General features: G+C 70.2%; 18 protein-coding genes and 1 riboswitch. Of the genes, 10 read left to right on the top strand and 8 right to left on the bottom strand.

Going from position 1 to position 20,122, the window contains the following annotated elements; all coding sequences use genetic code 11:
- Positions 1-15 precede the first annotated feature (15 nt).
- Positions 16-1,353, bottom strand: coding sequence for an MFS transporter (locus tag L7N97_RS02805; RefSeq protein ID WP_237476855.1), 1,338 nt, complete (start codon positions 1,351-1,353; stop codon positions 16-18).
- A gap of 203 nt (positions 1,354-1,556) precedes the next feature.
- On the opposite strand from L7N97_RS02805, the gene cyoA reads away from it, so the two are divergent.
- The 7 genes from cyoA to L7N97_RS02770 are packed head-to-tail and all read left to right on the top strand — an operon-like array spanning position 1,557 to position 8,552.
- The gene (gene cyoA, locus L7N97_RS02800; RefSeq protein ID WP_237476854.1) at positions 1,557-2,747 is read left to right on the top strand and encodes a ubiquinol oxidase subunit II; all 1,191 of its coding nucleotides are present in this window, start codon (positions 1,557-1,559) and stop codon (positions 2,745-2,747) included.
- A gap of 60 nt (positions 2,748-2,807) precedes the next feature.
- A complete protein-coding gene (cyoB, locus tag L7N97_RS02795; protein WP_237476853.1) occupies positions 2,808-4,811 on the top strand; it encodes a cytochrome o ubiquinol oxidase subunit I in 2,004 nt (667 codons plus the stop codon).
- A gap of 14 nt (positions 4,812-4,825) precedes the next feature.
- Positions 4,826-5,461 carry a cytochrome o ubiquinol oxidase subunit III gene (gene cyoC, locus L7N97_RS02790; RefSeq protein WP_428980954.1) on the top strand — a complete coding sequence of 212 codons (636 nt, stop codon included), beginning with the start codon at positions 4,826-4,828 and terminating at the stop codon, positions 5,459-5,461.
- Positions 5,458-5,853, top strand: coding sequence for a cytochrome o ubiquinol oxidase subunit IV (cyoD, locus tag L7N97_RS02785; protein ID WP_237476852.1), 396 nt, complete (start codon positions 5,458-5,460; stop codon positions 5,851-5,853). Before cyoC ends, cyoD begins: the two co-directional genes overlap by 4 nt.
- Positions 5,854-5,855: 2 nt before the next feature.
- On the top strand, positions 5,856-6,653 hold the full coding sequence (locus L7N97_RS02780; RefSeq protein WP_237476851.1) for an SURF1 family protein: 798 nt from the start codon (positions 5,856-5,858) through the stop codon (positions 6,651-6,653).
- Positions 6,650-8,029 (top strand): ATP-binding protein, encoded by a 1,380-nt coding sequence (locus tag L7N97_RS02775; RefSeq protein WP_237476850.1) that lies wholly within the window; start codon positions 6,650-6,652, stop codon positions 8,027-8,029. The genes L7N97_RS02780 and L7N97_RS02775 overlap by 4 nt, the downstream gene beginning before the upstream one ends.
- Positions 8,019-8,552, top strand: a complete 534-nt coding sequence (locus L7N97_RS02770; protein ID WP_237476849.1) for a response regulator transcription factor — start codon at positions 8,019-8,021, stop codon at positions 8,550-8,552. Before L7N97_RS02775 ends, L7N97_RS02770 begins: the two co-directional genes overlap by 11 nt.
- Positions 8,553-8,587: 35 nt before the next feature.
- On the opposite strand, the gene L7N97_RS02765 is transcribed toward L7N97_RS02770, so the two are convergent.
- From L7N97_RS02765 to thiC, 3 genes are all read right to left on the bottom strand, one after another.
- Positions 8,588-8,998 carry a PIN-like domain-containing protein gene (locus L7N97_RS02765; protein WP_237476848.1) on the bottom strand — a complete coding sequence of 137 codons (411 nt, stop codon included), beginning with the start codon at positions 8,996-8,998 and terminating at the stop codon, positions 8,588-8,590.
- The gene (locus L7N97_RS02760) at positions 8,995-9,669 is read right to left on the bottom strand and encodes a hypothetical protein (RefSeq protein WP_237476847.1); all 675 of its coding nucleotides are present in this window, start codon (positions 9,667-9,669) and stop codon (positions 8,995-8,997) included. The genes L7N97_RS02765 and L7N97_RS02760 overlap by 4 nt, the downstream gene beginning before the upstream one ends.
- 132 nt (positions 9,670-9,801) lie before the next feature.
- Positions 9,802-11,637, bottom strand: a complete 1,836-nt coding sequence (gene thiC, locus L7N97_RS02755; protein WP_237476846.1) for a phosphomethylpyrimidine synthase ThiC — start codon at positions 11,635-11,637, stop codon at positions 9,802-9,804.
- A 107-nt stretch (positions 11,638-11,744) separates the two neighbouring features.
- A riboswitch (TPP riboswitch) is annotated at positions 11,745-11,850 on the bottom strand.
- Between the two features lie 114 nt (positions 11,851-11,964).
- Between thiC and L7N97_RS02750 the strand changes: the two genes are divergently transcribed.
- The 3 genes from L7N97_RS02750 (at position 11,965) to L7N97_RS02740 (ending at position 14,547) form a co-directional block, all read left to right on the top strand.
- Entirely contained in the window at positions 11,965-12,414 is a 450-nt protein-coding gene (locus L7N97_RS02750; RefSeq protein ID WP_237476845.1) for a hypothetical protein, read from the top strand.
- A 138-nt stretch (positions 12,415-12,552) separates the two neighbouring features.
- On the top strand, positions 12,553-14,343 hold the full coding sequence (locus L7N97_RS02745; protein WP_237476844.1) for an SPFH domain-containing protein: 1,791 nt from the start codon (positions 12,553-12,555) through the stop codon (positions 14,341-14,343).
- A gap of 3 nt (positions 14,344-14,346) precedes the next feature.
- Positions 14,347-14,547: a hypothetical protein gene (locus tag L7N97_RS02740; RefSeq protein WP_237476843.1), complete on the top strand. Its 201-nt coding sequence runs from the start codon at positions 14,347-14,349 to the stop codon at positions 14,545-14,547.
- A gap of 66 nt (positions 14,548-14,613) precedes the next feature.
- On the opposite strand, the gene truB is transcribed toward L7N97_RS02740, so the two are convergent.
- The 4 genes from truB to L7N97_RS02720 form a co-directional block, all read right to left on the bottom strand.
- Complete coding sequence (truB, locus tag L7N97_RS02735; protein ID WP_237476842.1) at positions 14,614-15,570, bottom strand: tRNA pseudouridine(55) synthase TruB; 957 nt, start codon at positions 15,568-15,570, stop codon at positions 14,614-14,616.
- A gap of 4 nt (positions 15,571-15,574) precedes the next feature.
- A complete protein-coding gene (rbfA, locus tag L7N97_RS02730) occupies positions 15,575-15,988 on the bottom strand; it encodes a 30S ribosome-binding factor RbfA (protein ID WP_237476841.1) in 414 nt (137 codons plus the stop codon).
- Positions 15,989-16,163: 175 nt separating this feature from the next.
- Positions 16,164-19,325 carry a translation initiation factor IF-2 gene (gene infB, locus L7N97_RS02725; RefSeq protein ID WP_237476840.1) on the bottom strand — a complete coding sequence of 1,054 codons (3,162 nt, stop codon included), beginning with the start codon at positions 19,323-19,325 and terminating at the stop codon, positions 16,164-16,166.
- A 76-nt stretch (positions 19,326-19,401) separates the two neighbouring features.
- Positions 19,402-20,118, bottom strand: coding sequence for an RNA-binding protein (locus tag L7N97_RS02720; RefSeq protein WP_237476839.1), 717 nt, complete (start codon positions 20,116-20,118; stop codon positions 19,402-19,404).
- Positions 20,119-20,122 lie beyond the last annotated feature (4 nt).

Here is a 20,122-nt window from a genome sequence, read left to right as displayed (position 1 = left end):
ACGGGCGGGGCCGCGTCACATGTCGGTGCGCATGGCGAGGCCGCGGTTGAAGGCGAGCGCGCCGAGCGTGCAGGCGGCGCCGGACAGGAGGTAGACCACCACGGCCCACAGGCCGAACAGCGTGTAGCCGCCGAGCGCCGCCAGGGGGGCGAAGCCGGCGCCGAGCAGCCACGCCAGATCCGAGGTCAGCGCCGAGCCGGTGTAGCGGTTCGCCTTGGAGAAGTTCGCCGCCACTGCGCCCGCCGCCTGGCCGAAGGACACGCCGAGCAGCCCGAAGCCGACCAGGATGAACACGAGGTGGCCCTGCAGGCCGCCGTTCAGCAGGAACGGGATCGCGAAGGAGAAGCCCGCGATGCCGGCCGCGCTGGAGCCCAGCAGCGTGCGGCGGCCGATGAAGTCGGCCAGCAGGCCCGACACCACAACGCCGATCGTCAGCGACACGGCGCCGAGGCATTCGAGCTCGAGGAAGGACTCGGGCGTCCGGTCGGTGAAGAGCTGCACGAAGGACAGCGGGAAGATGGTGACGAGGTGGAACAGCGCGTAGGAGGCGAGCGGCACGAAGGCGCCGATCAGGATGTCCCTCCACTGCGTGCGCACCAGGGTGCGGATCGGCACCGGCAGGAGGTCGCGGGTGTTGAGCAGCTCGGCGAACTCCTCGGTGGCGATGAGGCGCAGCCGGGCGAACAGGGCCACGACGTTGATCGTGAAGGCCACGAAGAACGGGTAGCGCCAGCCCCAGCTCAGGAAGTCGTCGATGTCGAGGTTGGCCATGAAGAAGGCGAAGAGCCCCGCCGCCACCATCAGGCCGATCGGCGCGCCGAGCTGGGGCACCATGGCGTAGAGGCCGCGGCGGTTCCGGGGAGCGTTGAGCGCCAGCAGGGACGCGAGGCCGTCCCACGCGCCGCCGAGCGCCACGCCCTGGCCGATGCGCAGCAGCACGAGCAGCACGACCGACCAGGAGCCGATGTCGTCGTAGCCCGGCAGGAAGGCGATGCCGGCGGTGGAGATGCCGAGCAGGAACAGCGCGGTGGTGAGCTTCACGCCGCGGCCGTGCCGCCGGTCGATCTGAAGGAAGATCACGGAGCCGACCGGGCGGAACACGAAGCCGAGGCTGAACACCGCGAAGGCCAGCAGCGTGCCGTCGACCGCACTCACGAAGGGGAAGACCACCTTCGGGAACACCAGCGCGCAGGCGATGCCGAAGACGAAGAAGTCGAAGGCTTCCGAGGTGCGGCCGATCACCACGCCGAGCGCGATCTCGCTCGGAGACACGTGGTGCTCGTCCGCCGACACCAGCCGGGCGTCGCGTTCGACCTGCCTCGACGTTGGCGTGCCTGCAACGATGTTGGTCATCTCCGCTTCCTCGTTTGACGCCGCGCCGGGCATCCGTCGCCGTCCGCCGCGCGGGCCCGAGCCCCGCGCGGACCGTCCCGCATGGCACGCATACCGCGCGCGGGGCCGGGCTCCAACCGCTCTGGCCTGGACAAAACGTCCAATGCTAAGAGGGTGATGACGATCGTACATGAGGCTCGACCCTCGCAACAGATGGCCCGTCCGTGAGACTTCTGCGATTCTTCGGCCTGCTTCCGCTCTTCGCCCTGCTGGGCGGTTGCGATTTCGTGATCCTGAACCCGTCGGGCGACGTGGCCCTGCAGGAGCGCAACCTCATCCTGGCCTCGACGGGGCTGATGCTGCTCATCATCGTGCCGGTGATCGTGGCGACGGCGCTGTTCGCATGGCGCTACCGCGCGTCCAACACCACGGCCGCCTACGCGCCGGACTGGAACCACTCCACCCAGCTCGAAGTGCTGATCTGGACGGCGCCGCTGCTGATCATCATCGCGCTCGGCGCCCTGACCTGGATCAGCACTCACGTGCTCGACCCGTTCCGGCCCATCGGCCGCATCGACGCCAAGCGCGCCGTGCCGATCGGCGACAAGCCGCTGGTCATCGACGCCGTGTCGCTCGACTGGAAGTGGCTGTTCATCTACCCCGACCAGGGCATCGCCACGGTCAACGCGCTGGCGGCCCCCGTCGACAAGCCGATCGAGTTCCACATCACCTCCGGCACGGTGATGAACACGCTGTTCATCCCGGCCATGGCGGGCCAGATTTACGCCATGGCGGGCATGGAAACGAAGCTCTCCGCGGTGATGAACAAGGAGGGCACGTTCGACGGCTTCTCCGGCATGTATTCCGGTGCCGGCTTCTCCGACATGAAGTTCAAGTTCCAGAGCCTCCAGCCCGACGCCTTCAACGCCTGGGTCGACAACGCCAAGCACGCCGACATGAAGCTCGACGCGGCGAAGTTCGACGAGCTGTCGAAGCCCAGCTCCAAGGTGCGCCCGCAGTTCTACGGCTCGGTGCAGCCGGACCTGTTCAACAAGATCCTCAACATGTGCACCGACCCCAACAAGATGTGCGAGGACCAGATGATGGCCATCGACGCCACCGGCGGAGTGGCGGGCGAGAAGGGCGCGGAGAACCGCGAGAAGCTGATCTACGACGGCGCCCGCCTCGAGGAGGGCAACGAGGCCCCCGGCGCGACCTTCCCGGCCTCGGGCCGCCCGCCGAACGAGCTGAAGACCGCGCCGCAGGGCGTCGAGCCCAGCGGCATGGCGACCCAGTCCAACCAGGGTGGCTCGAAAGCCGACGACGCCCAAGGTAAGGGTAAGCCCCACGAGGACGGGATGCCCGTCGACAACGGCAAGATGAATCCCGCCCCGGCGCAGATCAACCCGCACTGACGCCGGACCACCGCCCCAAGACGAACCGAACGACGAACGACACCTGACGAGACCCGCCGCATGTTCTCGAACATCAACCTTCAGCAGCTGATCTTCGGGCGTCTCACGCTCGAAGCCATCCCCTATCACGAGCCCATCCTGATCGTGACCTTTCTCGGGGTGGCGGTCGGCGGCGCCGCGCTCCTCGGCGCCCTGACCTACTACAAGGTCTGGGGCTATCTCTGGAGCGAGTGGTTCACCTCGATCGACCACAAGAAGATCGGCATCATGTACTGCGTGCTGGCGCTGGTCATGCTGGTGCGCGGCTTCTCCGACGCGCTGCTGATGCGCTCGCAGCAGGCCCTGGCCTTCAACGGCTCCGAGGGCTACCTGCCGCCGCACCACTACGACCAGGTGTTCACGGCCCACGGCGTCATCATGATCTTCTTCATGGCGATGCCCTTCGTCACCGGCCTGATGAACTTCGTCGTGCCGCTGCAGATCGGCGCGCGCGACGTCGCCTTCCCGTTCCTGAACAACTTCTCGTTCTGGATGACGGTGGCCGGCGCCATGACGGTCATGCTGTCGCTGTTCGTCGGCGAGTTTGCCCGCACCGGCTGGACCAACTTCGCGCCCCTGTCCGAGTCGTCCTACAGCCCCGGCGTCGGCGTCGACTACTACATCTGGTCGCTGCAGATCGCCGGCATCGGCACGCTGCTGTCCGGCGTCAACCTCATCGCCACCATCGTGAAGATGCGGGCGCCCGGCATGTCCTTCATGAAGATGCCGATCTTCACCTGGACGGCGCTCTGCACCAACGTGCTGATCGTGGCCGCCTTCCCGATCCTCACCGCCGTGTTGGCCCTGCTGTCGCTCGACCGCTACCTCGGCTTCAACTTCTTCACGAACGACCTCGGGGGCAACCCGATGATGTATGTGAACCTGCTGTGGATCTGGGGCCACCCGGAGGTCTACATCCTCATCCTGCCGCTGTTCGGCGTCTTCTCCGAGGTCACCTCGACCTTCTGCGGCAAGCGCCTGTTCGGCTACGCCTCGATGGTCTACGCGACCGTCGTCATCACCATCCTGGCCTACCTGGTCTGGCTCCACCACTTCTTCACCATGGGCAACGGGGCGAGCGTCAACTCGTTCTTCGGCATCACCACGATGATCATCTCCATCCCCACGGGGGCGAAGATCTTCAACTGGATGTTCACCATGTACAAGGGGCGCATCCGCTTCGAGCTGCCCATGTACTGGACCGTCGCCTTCATCATCACCTTCGTGATCGGCGGCATGACGGGCGTGCTGCTCGCCGTCCCCCCGGCCGACTTCCAGCTGCACAACAGCCTGTTCCTCGTCGCCCACTTCCACAACGTCATCATCGGCGGCACGTTCTTCGGCATCATGGCCGGCGTAGCCTACTGGTGGCCGAAGGCCTTCGGCTTCAAGCTCGACGTGTACTGGGGCAAGTGGTCGTTCTGGCTGTGGGTGTCGGGCTTCTACTTCGCCTTCATGCCGCTCTACGTGCTCGGCCTGATGGGCGTCACCCGACGCCTGAACCACTTCGACGACCCGTCGCTGCGCATCTGGTTCGTGATCGCGGCCTTCGGCGCACTGCTGGTCGCGGGCGGCATCGGTACCTTCTTCTACCAGATCTACGTCTCGATCCGGGAGCGCGACGTGCTGGCCGACGTGACCGGCGACCCGTGGGACGGCCGCACCCTGGAGTGGTCGACCTCGTCGCCCCCCCCGGCCTACAACTTCGCCTTCACACCGATGTGCCACGACCTCGACGCCTGGACCGACATGAAGAAGCGCGGCTACGTGCGCCCGCTGGACGGCTACAAGGCCATCCACATGCCCAAGAACACGCCCGCCGGCATCATCCTGTCGGGCCTGTCCCTGGCCTTCGGCTTCGCCATGATCTGGTACATCTGGTGGCTCGCGGCCTTGAGCTTCGTCGCCATCGTGGTCTACACGATCGCCCACACCTTCAACTACAACCGGGACTACTACATCTCGGCCGAGGAGGTGACGCGGACCGAGGAGCAGCGCTCGCGCCTGCTCGGCCTCAAGGCCTGAAGGGGGGCTGACGCATGACCCGCGCACCCGAAGCCATCGCCGACGACCACGTCCTCAAGTTCTACGTGGCCGGCGAGGACGGTCATGGCCACGCCGAAGGCGGGACCATGATCGGGTTCTGGATCTACCTGATGAGCGATTGTCTCATCTTCGCCAGCCTGTTCGCCTGCTACGCGGTCTACGGCCACGCCTATGCGGCGGGGCCGTCCCCGGCCGACCTGTTCGAGCTGCCCACCGTGGCGCTCAACACGGCGCTGCTGCTGTTCTCCTCCATCACCTACGGCTTCGCCATGCTGATGATGGAGAAGAACAAGCTGCCGCTCACCATCATGTGGATGCTGATCACGGCGGCCTTCGGCATCGGCTTCGTGTATCTCGAGCTCAACGAGTTCGCGCACCTCATCCACGAGGGCGCGGGCCCGCAACGCTCGGCCTTCCTGTCGTCCTTCTTCACGCTGGTCGGCACCCACGGCCTGCACGTGTCGGTCGGCATCCTGTGGATGTTCGTGCTGATGGCTCAGCTGCTGTGGAAGGGCATGGGCCACGAGAACAAGCGCCGCATGATGTGCCTGTCCATGTTCTGGCACTTCCTCGACGTCGTGTGGATCGGCGTCTTCTCCTTCGTGTACCTCGTGAGTGTGCTGCCATGAGCGCCGGAAACGCCGCCGGAAACGTCCACGTCGAGGTCCTGCACGACCACGACGAGGCCGCCCACGGGACACTGCAGAGCTACACGATCGGCTTCGTGCTGTCGGTGATCCTGACCGCGATCCCGTTCTGGCTCGTGATGAAGCACGTCATCGTCGACAGCCAGACCACCACGCTGATCGTCATGGGCCTCGGCTTCGTGCAGATCATCGTGCACATGCACTACTTTCTGCACATGAACACCAAGTCCGAGGGCGGCTGGACCTTCCTGGCCCTCACCTTCACCGTGGTGATGGTGGTGATCACGCTCGCGGGCTCGATCTGGGTCATGTACCACATGAACGGGAACATGATGCCGATGCGGCCCGCCGACATGAGCACCATGAAGATGTGACGATGCGCGACGCGCGCGCCGCCGAACCCGCGCCCGGCCCGGCGCCGGCCCCGCCCGATGCGGCGGGCCGGCGCCGGTCCCGTTTCGGGCGGGTCGCCCTCCTCGCCGCCGGCAGCCTCGCGGTCGCGCTGCTGCTGGCGCTCGGCTGCTGGCAGGTCTACCGCCTCCGCTGGAAGCTCGACCTCATCGCGGCGGTGGCCGCCCGCGTCCACGCCGCGCCGGTGGCGCCGCCCGGCCCGGCCGCTTGGCCGTCCGTGACGGCCGACGCCGACCAGTACCTCCACGTCACGGCGCGCGGCACCTTCGACAACGCCCGCGAAACCTTCGTCCAGGCCGTGACCGACTACGGCCCCGGCTTCTGGCTCCTGACCCCGTTCCGCACGGACGCCGGCTTCACGGTGCTGGTGAACCGCGGTTTCGTGCCGCCGGACCGCCGCGACGCCGCGACGCGCGCCGCGGGCGAGATCGCCGGCCCGACGGAGGTCACCGGCCTCCTGCGCGTCGACGAGCCCGGCGGCGCCTTCCTGCGCCACAACGATCCCGCGGCGGACCGCTGGTTCTCGCGCGACGTGGCGGCGATCGCGGCGAAGCGCGGGCTCGCCGGGCCGGTCGCGCCCTACTTCATCGACGCCGGCGGCGCTCCCGTGCCCGGCGGCTTCCCGATCGGCGGGCTGACCGTCGTGGCCTTCCCGAACAACCACCTCGTCTACGCGATTACCTGGTTCGCCATGGGGTTAGGCCTCGCCGGCGCGCTGGTGTGGGTCGTGCGCGAGGAGCGGAGGCCGGGGAACCCGCGGTGAGCGACGCGATGCCCGTGCCGGACGCGCTCGCGGCCTCGTTCGCCGACGACCTCGGCTCCGCGGCGGCGGACGGCGACGCCTCGGGCTCGAAGAACCTCCTGCTGCTGATCCAGCTCCGCTGGATCGCCGTGGTCGGGCAGATCGTCACGCTGGCGGTCGTGGGGGCGGGGCTGCACGTGCCGCTGCCGGTCGGTCCCATGGCGGGCGTGCTGCTCGGGCTCGTGCTGGTCAACGCCGGCAGCCTCATCCGCCTGTCCATGCCCCACCCCGTGCGGCGGGGAGAGTTGGCCCTGGCGCTGGTGCTCGACGTCGTGGCGCTGACCGCGCAGCTCGGGCTGACGGGTGGCGCCGCCAACCCCTTCGCGTTCCTGTACCTGATCCCGGTGACGCTGGCCGCCGTGCTGCTCGACGCCGCCGCGACCTGGGCGCTGGTGGCCGTCACGGCCCTGTGCTTCGGCGGCCTCACCCGCATCGCCCTGCCGCTCGACTTCTCGGGGCTGCCGGCGCCGGAGCTCCGAGCCGTGCAGACCGCGGGCCTGCTGATCTGCTTCCTGCTCGACGCCGGCCTGCTCGTCGCCTTCATCACGCGCGTCGCGCGCAACCTCGGCGAGCGCGACGCGCGGCTGGCCGCCCTGCGCCAGCGCGCCGCCGAGGAGGACGGCATCGTGCGGATGGGGCTGCTGGCCTCGGGTGCCGCCCACCTGCTCGGCACGCCGCTGTCGACGCTGTCCGTGATCCTCGGCGACTGGCGGCGCATGCCGGCGCTCAACGCCGACCCGGAGCTGATGGGCGAGCTCGACGTGCTGGAGGCCGAGGTCAGGCGCTGCAAGGCGATCCTGACCGGCATCCTCGTCTCGGCCGGCGAAGCGCGGGGGGAGGGCGCCGCCGCGACGACGCTGCGGCGGTTCCTCGACGGACTCGTCGCGGGATGGTGCGACGCCCACCCCGGGGCGCGGCTCCACTACGACGGCGTCGCCGACGATCCGGCCATCGTGTCCGACACGGCGCTGAAGCAGGTGATCCTCAACCTGCTCGACAATGCCGCCGAGGTCTCGCCCGAATGGCTGAGCCTGAGCGTGGAGCTCCGGAGCAGCGTTCTGCAACTTCGGGTCGAGGACCGCGGCCCCGGCTTCGCGTCGGAGATCCTGGCCGACATCGGCGCGCCCTACCGCTCCACCAAGGGCCGGCAGGGCGGGGGGCTCGGGCTGTTCCTGGTGTTCAACGTGGCGCGCAAGCTCGGCGGCCGCGTGACGGCGGGCAACGGGCCCGCCGGGGGGGCGGTGGTCACCATGACGCTGCCCCTGGCCGCGCTGGCCGTGGCGGACCGGCCCGCCGCGCGGTCCGAGGCCGAGCGGGAGCCCACGCATGTCGGATGAGCGCCTGCTGGTCGTGGTCGACGACGATGAGAGCTTCGCCCGCACGCTGAAGCGCTCCTTCGAGCGCCGCGGCTACGAGGTCGTCGTGGCGCCGGCCCTGCCCGACGTGAAAGCGCTCCTGGAGGAGCGCACGCCGGGCTTCGCGGTGGTGGACCTGAAGCTCGCCGGCGCGTCCGGCCTCGCCTGCCTCGACGCGCTCCACGCCCACGATCCCGACATGCTGATCGTGGTGCTGACGGGCTTCGCCTCCATCGCCACGGCGGTCGAGAGCATCAAGCTCGGCGCCTGCCACTACCTCGCCAAGCCCGCCAACACGGACGACATCGAGGCGGCCTTCTCGAAGCGGACGGGGGACGCCGCGGTGCCGGTCGGCGACCGGGCGACCTCGATCAAGACGCTGGAATGGGAGCGCATCCACGAGGTGCTGGCCGAGACGGGCTTCAACATCTCCGAGACGGCCCGCCGCCTCGGCATGCACCGCCGAACGCTGGCGCGGAAGCTGGAGAAGCGGCAGGTGACGTAGCGCGGAGCGGGTTGCCTGTTCGAGGTTTGACGCGATCAAAGGCGGAGCATGCGCAGCCCTGTGCCTCTGCCGACCGGCAACTCGAATAGGAATGGCGGTTGAAACCGGGCGGCGGCGTTTTCGATGTCCGGCCAACGCCACAGGATCGTCGAGGCTCGCTGGTGCATCGGCATGGTCTGGAAGGACGGTGCGAGCGCAATCCCTTTCAGGTTGCACTGCGTGAAGGCAAGACGCTCGGGGCGATTCCTGGAGATCCGAACGTCTCCGGTCAGCACCAACCAGTCGTCACCTGTCGCTCGCAACGTCGCCATCCAGACGACGTCTGTCGCATGAGGTCCGCAAGGCAGATCGCGAACGTGCACGGCGTCGTGGCCGAGATGGGCCACGTAGCCGTTCAGAGTCGACGCGACGACGTGCGAGATGCAGTTATCGACGAAGATCCTCACGCTGCCTGCCGCAGGGCGACATGCTGCTCGAACTCGACGGCCCGCCGGATGGAGCGGAGGGACACTCCCCAAGCCCGAGCCGCAGCCTGCGGCGATGCCTCAGCCTTCGCCGCCGCTGCCAAGGTTGCGGTCGGGATCGACGTCTCGGCCTCGATCGGCTGTCCGAACGAGCGGGCCGGATCGACGACCACTGACCTGTTCTTGCCCAAAGGCCACCACAGCATCGGAGATCCCAAGTCGTCGTATTCGAGGTTGGTCAGGCTCTGCTCGATGATCTCGCGAAAGGCGAACTGACGTCGGAACAGGTCGATGAGCTTCGTCTGCCCGTCTTCCTCGATCACCTGCAGGAAGATAGAGCGCCCGTCGGTGCGGAACCGCTTCGTGGACAGAGGCCGCTCATCGCCGACGAGGTCGCGGGCGAGCCCGATCGCCTGCCGCACGCGCTGCGGGCTGAGCCCCTTGGCGATGAAAGCGGCCACGACCCTGATCTCTTGGAGGTCGCGAAAGCCCAAGAACGTGCCGTCTTCGCCGAGGTCAACCTGCGAGCGCCACAACGGCTCATAGCGCCGCCCGCCGATCGCGTGACCCCGCAGCCAACGGGAGATTTTCGATGGGGACACCTGCACCAGCCGCCCGGCCTCGGCAGGAGTGTAAAGGCCGATTCCGACCAAACCTTCGGAGGATCTGGGTAGAATTTGGTCCACCGACTCACCTGAGCGTTTCGCAGGCCATCCTCCATCAAGCAGCGGCGAAAGGCAAAGAACTCATGGAGAGCCGGGCCCTCGCGAGCCCGGCCCCTCAACTCACTCCGCCGCCGGCACGTAGAGCTTCCCACCCCCGTCCAGGAACTCCTTCGACTTCTCCTCCATGCCCAGCATGGCCTCGGCCTCGCGGCGCAGGTCCTGGGTGATCTGCATGGAGCAGAACTTCGGCCCGCACATCGAGCAGAAATGCGCGACCTTGTGGGCGTCCTTGGGCAGGGTCTCGTCGTGGAAGCGGCGCGCCGTGTCGGGGTCGAGCGCGAGGTTGAACTGGTCCTCCCAGCGGAAGTCGAAGCGCGCGCGGCTCAAAGCGTCGTCGCGCACCTGCGCGGCCGGGTGGCCCTTGGCGAGGTCGGCCGCGTGGGCCGCGATGCGGTAGGTGATGACGCCGGTCTTCACGTCGTCGCGGTCGGGGAGACCCAGGTGCTCCTTCGGCGTGACGTAGCAGAGCATGGCCGTGCCGAACCAGCCGATCATCGCGGCGCCGATGCCAGACGTGATGTGGTCGTAGCCCGGCGCGATGTCGGTGGTCAGCGGCCCGAGAGTGTAGAAGGGGGCTTCGCCGCACTCGGCGAGCTGCTTCTCCATGTTGACCTTGATCTTGTGCATGGGCACGTGGCCCGGCCCCTCGATCATCACCTGGCAGCCCTTGGCCGAGGCCACCTTGGTGAGCTCGCCGAGGGTTTCGAGCTCGCCGAACTGCGCGGCGTCGTTGGCGTCTGCCAGCGAGCCCGGCCGCAGGCCGTCGCCGAGCGAGAAGCTCACGTCGTAGCGGCGCATCAGGTCGCAGATCTCGTCGAAGCGCTCGTAGAGGAAGCTCTCCTTGTGGTGGGCGAGGCACCAGCGCGCCATCATCGAGCCGCCGCGGCTCACGATGCCGGTGACGCGGCGCGCGGTCAGCGGCACGTGGTGCAGCCGCACGCCCGCGTGGATGGTGAAATAGTCGACGCCCTGCTCGGCCTGCTCGATCAGCGTGTCCTTGAACACCTCCCAGTCGAGCTTGATCGGGTCGCCGCCGACCTTCTCCAGCGCCTGGTAGATCGGCACCGTGCCGATCGGCACCGGCGAGTTGCGCACGATCCACGAGCGGATGTTGTGGATGTTGCGGCCCGTCGACAGGTCCATGACCGTGTCGGCGCCCCAGCGGATCGCCCAGACCAGCTTCTCCACCTCCTCGGCAGCGCCGGACGTCACGGCCGAGTTGCCGATGTTGGCGTTGACCTTGACCAGGAAGTTCCGGCCGATCGCCATCGGCTCGAGTTCGGTGTGGTTGATGTTGGCCGGGATGATGGCGCGGCCGAGCGCGATTTCGCTCCGCACGAACTCCGGCGTCACGAAGGCCGGCAGGCTGGCGCCGAACGACTCGCCGTCGGCGAGCTTGGCCTCGGCGTCGGCCTGCGCCGCCTCGCGCGCGAGGTTCTCGCGGTGCGCGACGTAGGCCATCTCTTCCGTGACGATGCCCGCGCGGGCGAACTCGTATTGCGTCGCCATCTGGCCGGGGCGCGCGGCGCGCAGGATGCGGTGGGCCGGGCAGGGCTCGGCGACGCGGTCCTCGGGCAGGTTGCCGTTGTCCTCGGGGCGCACGGCGCGGCCCTCGACGGCCTCGAAGCCGCGGGCCGCGATCCAGCCCTCGCGGATGGCGGGCAGGCCCTGGCGCAGGTCGATGCGGGCGCCGTCCTCCGTATAGGGGCCCGACGGGTCGTAGACCCGCACCGGCGGTTCCTTGGGGTCGGTGAGCGTGATCTCGCGGAACGGCACGCGGAGCTGCGGGTGGGACTTCGGCGAGGCGTAGACCTTGCGCGAGCCGATGATCGGGCCCGTGGTGACGGTGTCGGGCGCCGGGGCGGCGTTGCGGGGTTCGGACGGTTGAAGCGACATGGATCTCCTCCCGAGAGCACGGGCGCGTGCTCGCTGCTGAGAACAGGCCGCGCGGGGCGGCCTGCGTTGGAGATCCGGGCGCGATGGGTGAGGAGGAGCCGGGCGCGGGGGCGCGGCAGATCCGTCCCTTCGCCGGCATGACCCGGATCAGGTTCAAAGGGATCGGCTCGCCGCCGTCTCAGCCCCGGTCATGGGACGCCCCTCGGACGGGGTGAGACTGCGCTCCCCGGCGGGCGGTCGTCAAGCACGCCCGCGGCCGTTTGCGATCCGTTTCCTCGCGCGGGCGTTGACGGCCCGAGCCGCATCTCCGCGGCGGAGGTCCCCCGCATGCGCCATCTCCTCGCGGTCCCGCTCCTCGCCGTCCTGGTCGCTCCGGCCGCAGCGGCGCCCGCCTCGCGCGCCGCCCACATGGACGAGTACCTGTCGATCTGGGCGCACAACGACGCGATCAACCCCGACACCGTGACGCGTCTCTACGGGCAGCGCGTCGACTATTACGGGCGCGCGATGTCGGCCGGGGACGTCTATCGCGACAAGCTCGCCTTCGTGCGCCGCTATCCCGTGCGCTCCTACGCGGCCGTGCCCGGCACCGTCAGCAACGACTGCTCGGACGCGACTCCGCGCTGCCGCGTCTCCGCCGTGATGCGCTGGAGCCGGGCGGGCCGCGGCGGGGGGCGGGAAAGCGGCACCAACACCGTGCGGCTCGACCTCGCGCGGGAGGACGGCACGCTGAAGATCGTGCGCGAGAGCGGCGAGCCGGTGTCGGGTCGGCGCTGACATCCAGAGCTGCAATAAAGATCGCGGTCCTCTTCAACGGGGCCGCGATCAGGCGTAGAAGATGCGCGGCCAGCCGGGACGGCCCACGGTCCGATTCGAGTACCATGACGAGGCGCCGGCGGCCGTCGGTATCCACCCATGTCGGACCTGTCTTCGCTGCTCGGCTTCCTGGTCGAGCATCCCCTCTACGACGCCCTCGCGGTCGTCCTCCTCGCCCTGTTCGGCGCCGTGCTGCGCGGCAGCTTCGTCTACATCCCCAACACGCAATACGGCATCGTCGAGCGGCGCTGGAGCGCCCGGCGCACGCGCGAGCCCTTCGCCCCCATGGCGGTCAACGGCAACGCCGGCTTCCTGCCCGAAGTGCTGCGCGGCGGCTGGCACACGCTGCAGCCCTTCCAATACGTGGTGCACAAGCGCTCGCTGATCGGCATCGACCAGATCGCCTATCTGGTGGCCCGCGTCGGCCGCCCGCTCGAATCCGGCCAAGCGCTCGGCGAGTGGCCGCACGACGTCGCGGTCGACGACGCGCGCGGCTTCCTCGACGGCGGCGGGCAGGCCGGCCCGCAGCGCCGGATCCTGCGCTCGGGCACCTACGCGATCAACACCGCGCTCTTCGCCGTCATCACCGAGGACGACATCCACCACCTCGACGCGGCCAAGAAGGATGACGCCCAGTTCCAGGCCACCCTGCTCGACCGCGCCGGCTTCCAGCCCGTCGTGATCAAGGACGACCGCATCGGCATCGTCACGGTTCAGGACGGGCCGGCGCTCCAGCACGGCGAGATCATCGCGCCCACGGTCGGCACGGACGCCGCCAACCCGGACCACTTCCACAACTCGTTCCAGAACATCGGGCGCTTCCTCGCCGCCGGCGGGCGGCGCGGCCGGCAGGAGCAGGTGCTGGTCGAGGGCACCTATTTCCTCAATCGCCTCTTCGCCACCGTGGAGGTGACCGGCAAGCGCCGCATCGAGATCGGCACCGTCGGCGTCATCAACTCCTTCGTGGGGCGCGAGTCGGACGAGGCCATCACGGCCGAGAACGGCCGCGGCCGCACGGTCGAGGTCGGCAACCGGGGCATCTGGCGCCGGCCGCTGGAGCCCGGCAAATACGCCATCAACCCCTACGCGGCCGAGGTCGTGGACGTGCCGACCACCAACTTCCAGCTCCGCTGGATCGACGGCGTGGTCAGCGCCGCCGCGATCCCCAACGGGCGCTCCTACGACGACGCCCTGCGCGAGATCCCCGTCATCACGCGCGACGCCTTCGAGATTCTGGTGCCGCTGTCGATCGTCGCCCACATCTCGCCGGTCAACGCCCCCCACGTCATCCAGCGCTTCAGCCAGATCGAGCGGCTGGTGAACCAGACGCTCGACCCCTTCGTGTCCTCCTACTTCAAGGACACGGCGCAGCGGAACACGCTGCTCGACTTCATCGAGCGGCGCGTCGAGATCGGCAAGGAGGCGCTCGCCGCCATGAAGGCGCGGCTCGCCGAGCACCGCATCGAGATCGAGGAGGTGATGATCGGCACGCCGCGCCCCGCGCCCGGCGACACCCGCATGGAGGCGATGCTGGAGCAGCTGCGCGCCCGCCAGCTCGCCCGCGAGGAGCAGAAGACCTTCGCGGACCAGCAGGAGGCGGCCACCAAGCGCAAGGCGCTGAACGAGCAGATCGCGCTGGCCGAGCAGCAGGCCGGCATCACCCGCTCGGAGCTGTCGATCTGCATCGCCGAGAACGAGGGCGCTGCCGAGACGGCGAGGAAGCGCAAGGCCGCGGACGGCATCCGCGTCATGGCCGAGGCGGAGGGCGCGGCCGAGACGGCGCGCAAGACCCGCGCCGCCGAGGGCATCCGCGTGATGGCCGAGGCGGAGGCCTACGCCGCCAAGGCGAGGGCGGAATCCTTCGGCGGCACCGAGAACCTGATGCGCTAGGCCATGATCACCGCCCTGGTCGAGATCGCCAAGGACAGCCGGACGCCGCTCGTGCCCTCGGTGGTGATGGGCGGCGCGGGCGGCGAGGCGGGCACCATGGCGGGCGGCCTGCCCGGCCTGCTGCTCGCCCTCGCGGCCAAGGACCTCGTGCCGAAGACGGAGGCGCTCCTCAACGGCGCGGCGGACGGGCCGGGGCGGCGCTGACGCGCCCCGATCCCGCCAGCGGGGGTGCGGGTCCCGTCGGGGAGCGTTCCCCGACGGGGGAGAGCGTCAGAACGGCAGGTTGAACACGCGGTAGGGCTGGAGCGCGCCCTGCTCGACGGGGCCGAAGGCCACCACCGTGCCGCCGCAGTTGGCCCAGGCCATGCCCTCGGCCGGCGCGTCGCGCCCGCGCAGGATCAGCGCCTGGCCGCGCCGCAGCCGCGCCGCGTCCTGGCGCACGATGTCGACGTGCGGCACCTCGCCGAGGCCCGCCTCGACGCGGCGGAGCTGGCCCGTGAAGGCCGCGGGATCCTCGCCCTCGCCCGGCAGCACGGCGCCGTCGGCCTCGAGGAAGGGCCCGACGCGGGTGCGGCGCAGGGCGTTGACGTGGCCGAGGCAGCCCAGTGCGTCGCCGAGGTCGCGCGCGATGGCCCGCACGTAGGTGCCCTTGCCGCAATGGGCTTCGAGCACCGCCTCGTCGACCGAGCACTCGATCAGGTCGAGCGCGTGGATGGTGATCGGCCGCGCCGCGAGCTCGAACACCTCGCCCTCGCGGGCGCGGTCGTAGGCGCGCTCGCCGTTGACCTTGATGGCCGAGTAGGCCGGCGGGCGCTGCATGATGGTGCCGAGGAAGGACGGCAGCAGTGCCTCGATCTGCTCCCGCGTCGGGCGGAGGTCCGAGGTCGCGACGACCTCGCCCTCGGTGTCGTCGCTGTCGGTCTTCACGCCCCAGCGGATGCGGAAGCGGTAGCTCTTGGCGCCGTCCTGCACGAAGGGCACCGTCTTGGTGGCCTCGCCGAAGGCGATCGGCAGCAGGCCGGAGGCGAGCGGGTCGAGCGTGCCGGCATGGCCGGCCTTCTTGGCGTTGAACATGTGCTTCAGCCGGCCCACCGCGTGGGTCGAGGTCATGCCGACGGGCTTGTCGAGCACCAGCCAGCCGTTCACCTCGGCCTTGCTCCGGCGCGGCGGCCGGTTGACGGGGCGTGGATCGGCGGGGCGCGCGTCCTGCGCTTCGGTCGTGCTCATCGTGTCAGTCCTGATCGTGTTCGTCGTCGGCCCGGATGTCGCGCTGCACCGCCGGGGAAGCCAGCAGCGCGTCGATCCGGGCGGATTTCTCGAAGCTCTCGTCGACGCGGAACTTCAGGTCGGGGGCGAACTTCAGCGCCACCTTGTGGGCGAGCTCGCTGCGCAGCAGCTTCTTGTGCTTCTCCAGCGCCTCGACTACCGGCTTCACGTCGCCGCCGCCGAGCGGCATGACGTAGACGTTGGCGATCTTGAGGTCCGGCGACATGCGGACCTCCGGCACCGTGACGACGAGCCTGTCGAGCACGGGGTCGTTCAGCGCGCCGCGCGACAGCATCTCGGCCATGACGTGCCGGATCAACTCGCCCACGCGCAGCATACGCTGCGACGGCTGGGCGCCGGAATGATGGACTCTGGACATGGAGGTTCTCGGTCCTGGACCTGTGGGCGGCCGTCCCGCGGCCCCCTGACAATGGCGTCGGCGCGTCTTCGCCGCCACGCCGGGCCGGGCGCTGCGCCGGCCTCAAACGAGATGCGGGAAGGCGGACCGTCCGGCCCGCCTTCCCGCCGACTTCACCCCGGAGGGCGCCCGCCAATCAGAGCGAGCGCTTCTCCTCGTGGACGCGGTAGCACTCGATCACGTCGCCCGAGCGCATGTCCTGGTAGGACTCGAAGGCCATGCCGCATTCCTGGCCGGCCACCACGTCCTTGACCTCGTCCTTGAAGCGCTTGAGCGTCGACAGCTTGCCCTCGTGCACCACGACGTTGTCGCGGATCAGGCGCACGTTGGCGCCGCGCTGGACGTTGCCGTCCGTGACGCGGCAGCCCGCCACCTTGCCGACCTTGGAGATGTGGAAGACCTCCAGGATCGTGGCGTTGCCCAGCATCTCCTCGCGCAGGTTCGGCGGCAGAAGGCCGGACATGGCCGCCTTGGCGTCGTCCACGAGGTCGTAGATGACGTTGTAGTAGCGGATCTCCTGGCCGTTCTGGTCGGCGGCGGTGCGCGCCTCCTTGTGGGCCCGGACGTTGAAGCCGACGATCAGCGCGCCCGAAGCCTGGGCCAGCGTGACGTCCGACTCGGTGATGCCGCCCACGCCGGCGTGGATGATGCGGGCGCCGACCTCGTCGTTGCCCACCTTCTCCAGCGTGGCGATGATGGCCTCGACCGAGCCCTGCACGTCGCCCTTGATGAGCAGCGGCAGCTCCTTCTTCCCGGCGGTGCCGAGCTTGTTCATCATGTCGACCAGCGAGCCGCGCACCGAGGCGCCGCGGGCGGCCGCCTTCTCGCGCTTCACGCGCTCGCGGTATTCGGTGATCTCGCGGGCGCGGGCCTCGCTCTCCACCACCGCGACGCGGTCGCCCGCCTCCGGGGCGCCCTGGAAGCCCAGGACCTCCACGGGAAAGGACGGACCCGCCGACGTGACGGGATCGCCGGTGTCGTCGAGCAGCGCGCGCACGCGGCCCCACTGCGAGCCGGCGACCACGATGTTGCCGATCTTCAGCGAGCCGCGCTGCACCAGCACGGTGGCGACCGGGCCGCGGCCGCGGTCGAGCCGCGCTTCCACGACGGTGCCCTCCGCCACGCGGTCCGGGTCGGCCTTGAGGTCGAGCACTTCGCTCTGCAGCTCGATCGCCTCGAGCAGCTTGGGCAGGCCCGTCTTCTGCAGGGCCGACACCTCCACCTCGAGCGTGTCGCCGCCCATGCTCTCCACCTGCACGTCGTAGTGCAGCAGCTCGGAGCGGACGCGCTCGGGCTTGGCGCCCGGCTTGTCGATCTTGTTGATCGCCACGATGATCGGCACCCCGGCCGCCTTGGCGTGGTTGATGGCCTCGATGGTCTGGGGCATCACGCCGTCGTCCGCCGCCACCACGAGGATGACCACGTCCGTCACCTTGGCGCCGCGGGCGCGCATCGCCGTGAAGGCGGCGTGGCCGGGCGTGTCGATGAACGTGATGGCGCCGCCGGACGGCGACGTCACCTGGTAGGCGCCGATGTGCTGCGTGATGCCGCCGGCCTCGCCCGACACCACCGCGGTCTTGCGGATCGCGTCCAGCAGCGAGGTCTTGCCGTGGTCGACGTGGCCCATGATGGTCACGACGGGCGGGCGCTGCAGCAGCTCCTCGTCGGTGCTCGGCTCGTCGAAGAGGCCCTCCTCGACGTCCGACTCGGACACGCGGCGCACCGTGTGGCCCAGGTCCTCGGCGATGAGCTGCGCCATGTCGGCGTCGATCACGTCCGTGATCTTGGCCATGTGGCCCTGCTTCATCAGCATCTTGATCACGTCCACGGCCCGCTCCGACATACGGTTGGCGAGTTCCTGGATGGTGATGGTCTCGGGGAGCACGACCTCGCGGGCGAGCTTCTCCTTGACCTGCTGGTTGCCGAAGCCCCTCATCTTCTGCGTGCGGCGGCGGAAGGCGGCGACGGACCGCGTGCGATCCTCCTGCTCCGTGGTGGCCGTGGACACGGTCAGGCGGCCGCGGTCCTTGGCGGGGCCGGAGCGCGACGGGCGCGGCACGGCGAGGCGGGCCGGCGCGTTGGCGAGCGGACGGCGCAGCACGGGCTGGAGCCCGCCCTCCGGGCGCGCGGCGCTGGCCGTGGGCGGGCCGCCCGCGGGCGCGAGGCGGCGCGCGGCCTCCTCCTCGGCGCGGCGCTTGGCTTCGAGCTCGGCGGCGCGGCGGGCGTCCTCCTGGCGCTGGCGCTCCTCGGCGGCGGCGCGCTCGACCGCGGCGGCGGCTTCGCGCTCGGCGCGGCGCTTGGCCTCCTCCTCGGCCTTCCGGCGGTCCTCCTCCTCGCGCGACTTGGCGCCGACGAGGGCGCGGGCGCGGGCCTCGCGCTCCTCCTCGGTCAGGGTGCGGAGCACCACGCCGGTCTGCGGGCGGTTGCCGCCCGGACGGGCCGGGGGCGCGCCGCGGCCGCCGGCCGCCGGGGTGGGCCCGCGACTGCCGGACGCGGGCGCACCCGCGCCGGGGCGGCCGCCAGCCGGCGACGGAGCGCGGCCGGCCGGCTGGCCGGGACGCGCGGGCTGGCCCGGGCGTGACGGGACCGGCGCACCGCGGGGCGGCACGGAGCCGGTCGCCGGGCGGGTGGCGGGCGCGGCCGGGCGCGCCGGGGCGGCCTGGGCCGTCGGCGCCGCGGTGCGGACCGGAGCGGCCGGCGACGGCTGTGCGGCTGCGGGTGCCGGGGCGGCCGGCTGCGGGGCCGGAGCGGGCTGCTGAGCGGGAGCGGCGGCCTGCGGCGCGGGCGCCTGCGGGGCCGGAGCCTCAGCCTTGACGGGAGCGGGGGCCTCGACGGGCTTCGGCGCGGGAGCAGCCTCGGCCTTCGGCGCCTCGGCCACGGCCGCGGGCGCCTCGACGGGCTTCGGCGCAGGGGCGACCGGGGCGGCCGGCGTCTCGGCCTGCGGGGCGGCCGGGGCCGCCGGCTTGGCGAGCTCGGGCGCGCGAGCCTGCACGGGCGCGGGCTGGGCCGCAGCCGGGCGCGGCGCGGCGACGGGCGCCGCCGGTGCGGTCGAACGCTGCGGCGCCGCGGCGGGGGCGGCCTGCGCGGGCGCGGCCGGGCGCGCGGGGGCGGCCGCGGGCGCCGCCGGTTTCGCGGGCGCCACGACGCGGCTCTTCACCTTCTCGACGACTACCTGCTTCGTACGGCCGTGGGAGAAGCTCTGGCGGACCGTGCCCTGCTCGACCGGCCGCTTCAGCGACAGGGTGGCCTTCGGGGTCACGCTCAGAGTCTTCTCGCCAACGTTGTTCGGTTCACTCATGAATGATTCGTCCTGAGGGCCGTGTCCGTGCCCTGATCCTGCGAGCGCCGAAGCCGATCTTCGGCAAGCCTCTCGCTCAGTCCTCGATAAGTTCCGTCTCGATCGTCGGTTCGGACACCGCGGTCTCGGCCTTCGGTGTCCCGCGATAGCGCGCCAGTCGCCGCGCCCGCGCCACAAATCCCTCGGCGGCCGTACCCCCGGCCACCGCTGCGTGTATCACATTTGTGCGCCCCAGCGCCAAATCCAATTGGTCGGAGCGAAAATCTCGGATGCGGGCGATGGAATCCGCGTCGTCGCCCATCAGGCGGCGGACGGCGGCCTCCATCTTGCGGATGCCGTCGGCGCTGCCGTCGCTCGCCGAGATGAGCGCGACCGGCACCTTCGGCCCGATGGACCCCTCGACCTTGGTGGCTCCCGCCACCACCAGGCCGGCCTTGTTGGCGAGGCTGAGCGCCTGCAATGCGTCTTTTTCCATGAGGCCGTCGATCATGTCGGCCAGCGTGGGCGGCACCTCCACCTCGGATTTGAACGCGCGCTTGAAGCTTCGACGCTTCACCGCTTCGAGAACTCTCGGCCGTTCGGCCGTCACCCAGGCGCCACGCCCGGGAAGCTTGCAGCGCAGGTCCGGGGTAACCTGCCGGTCCGGGCCCACCACGAAGCGGATGAACCCGTCCGGCGGCCCCTTGACCCGCGTGACGATGCAGGTCCGCTCCGGGCCCGAGTCCGGATACGCCGCCGGGTCGGACGCGTCGTCCGGTCCGGCCGCGGGATCCCGCGTCGTCGCGCCTGTCATGGAC

The sequence above is a fragment of the Lichenibacterium dinghuense genome, assembly GCF_021730615.1.
GTDB classification, from domain to species: Bacteria; Pseudomonadota; Alphaproteobacteria; order Rhizobiales; family Beijerinckiaceae; genus Lichenihabitans; species Lichenihabitans dinghuensis.
The sequence above is the reverse complement of the archived record's forward strand: the minus strand, read 5'-3'. Positions and strand labels throughout refer to the sequence as shown.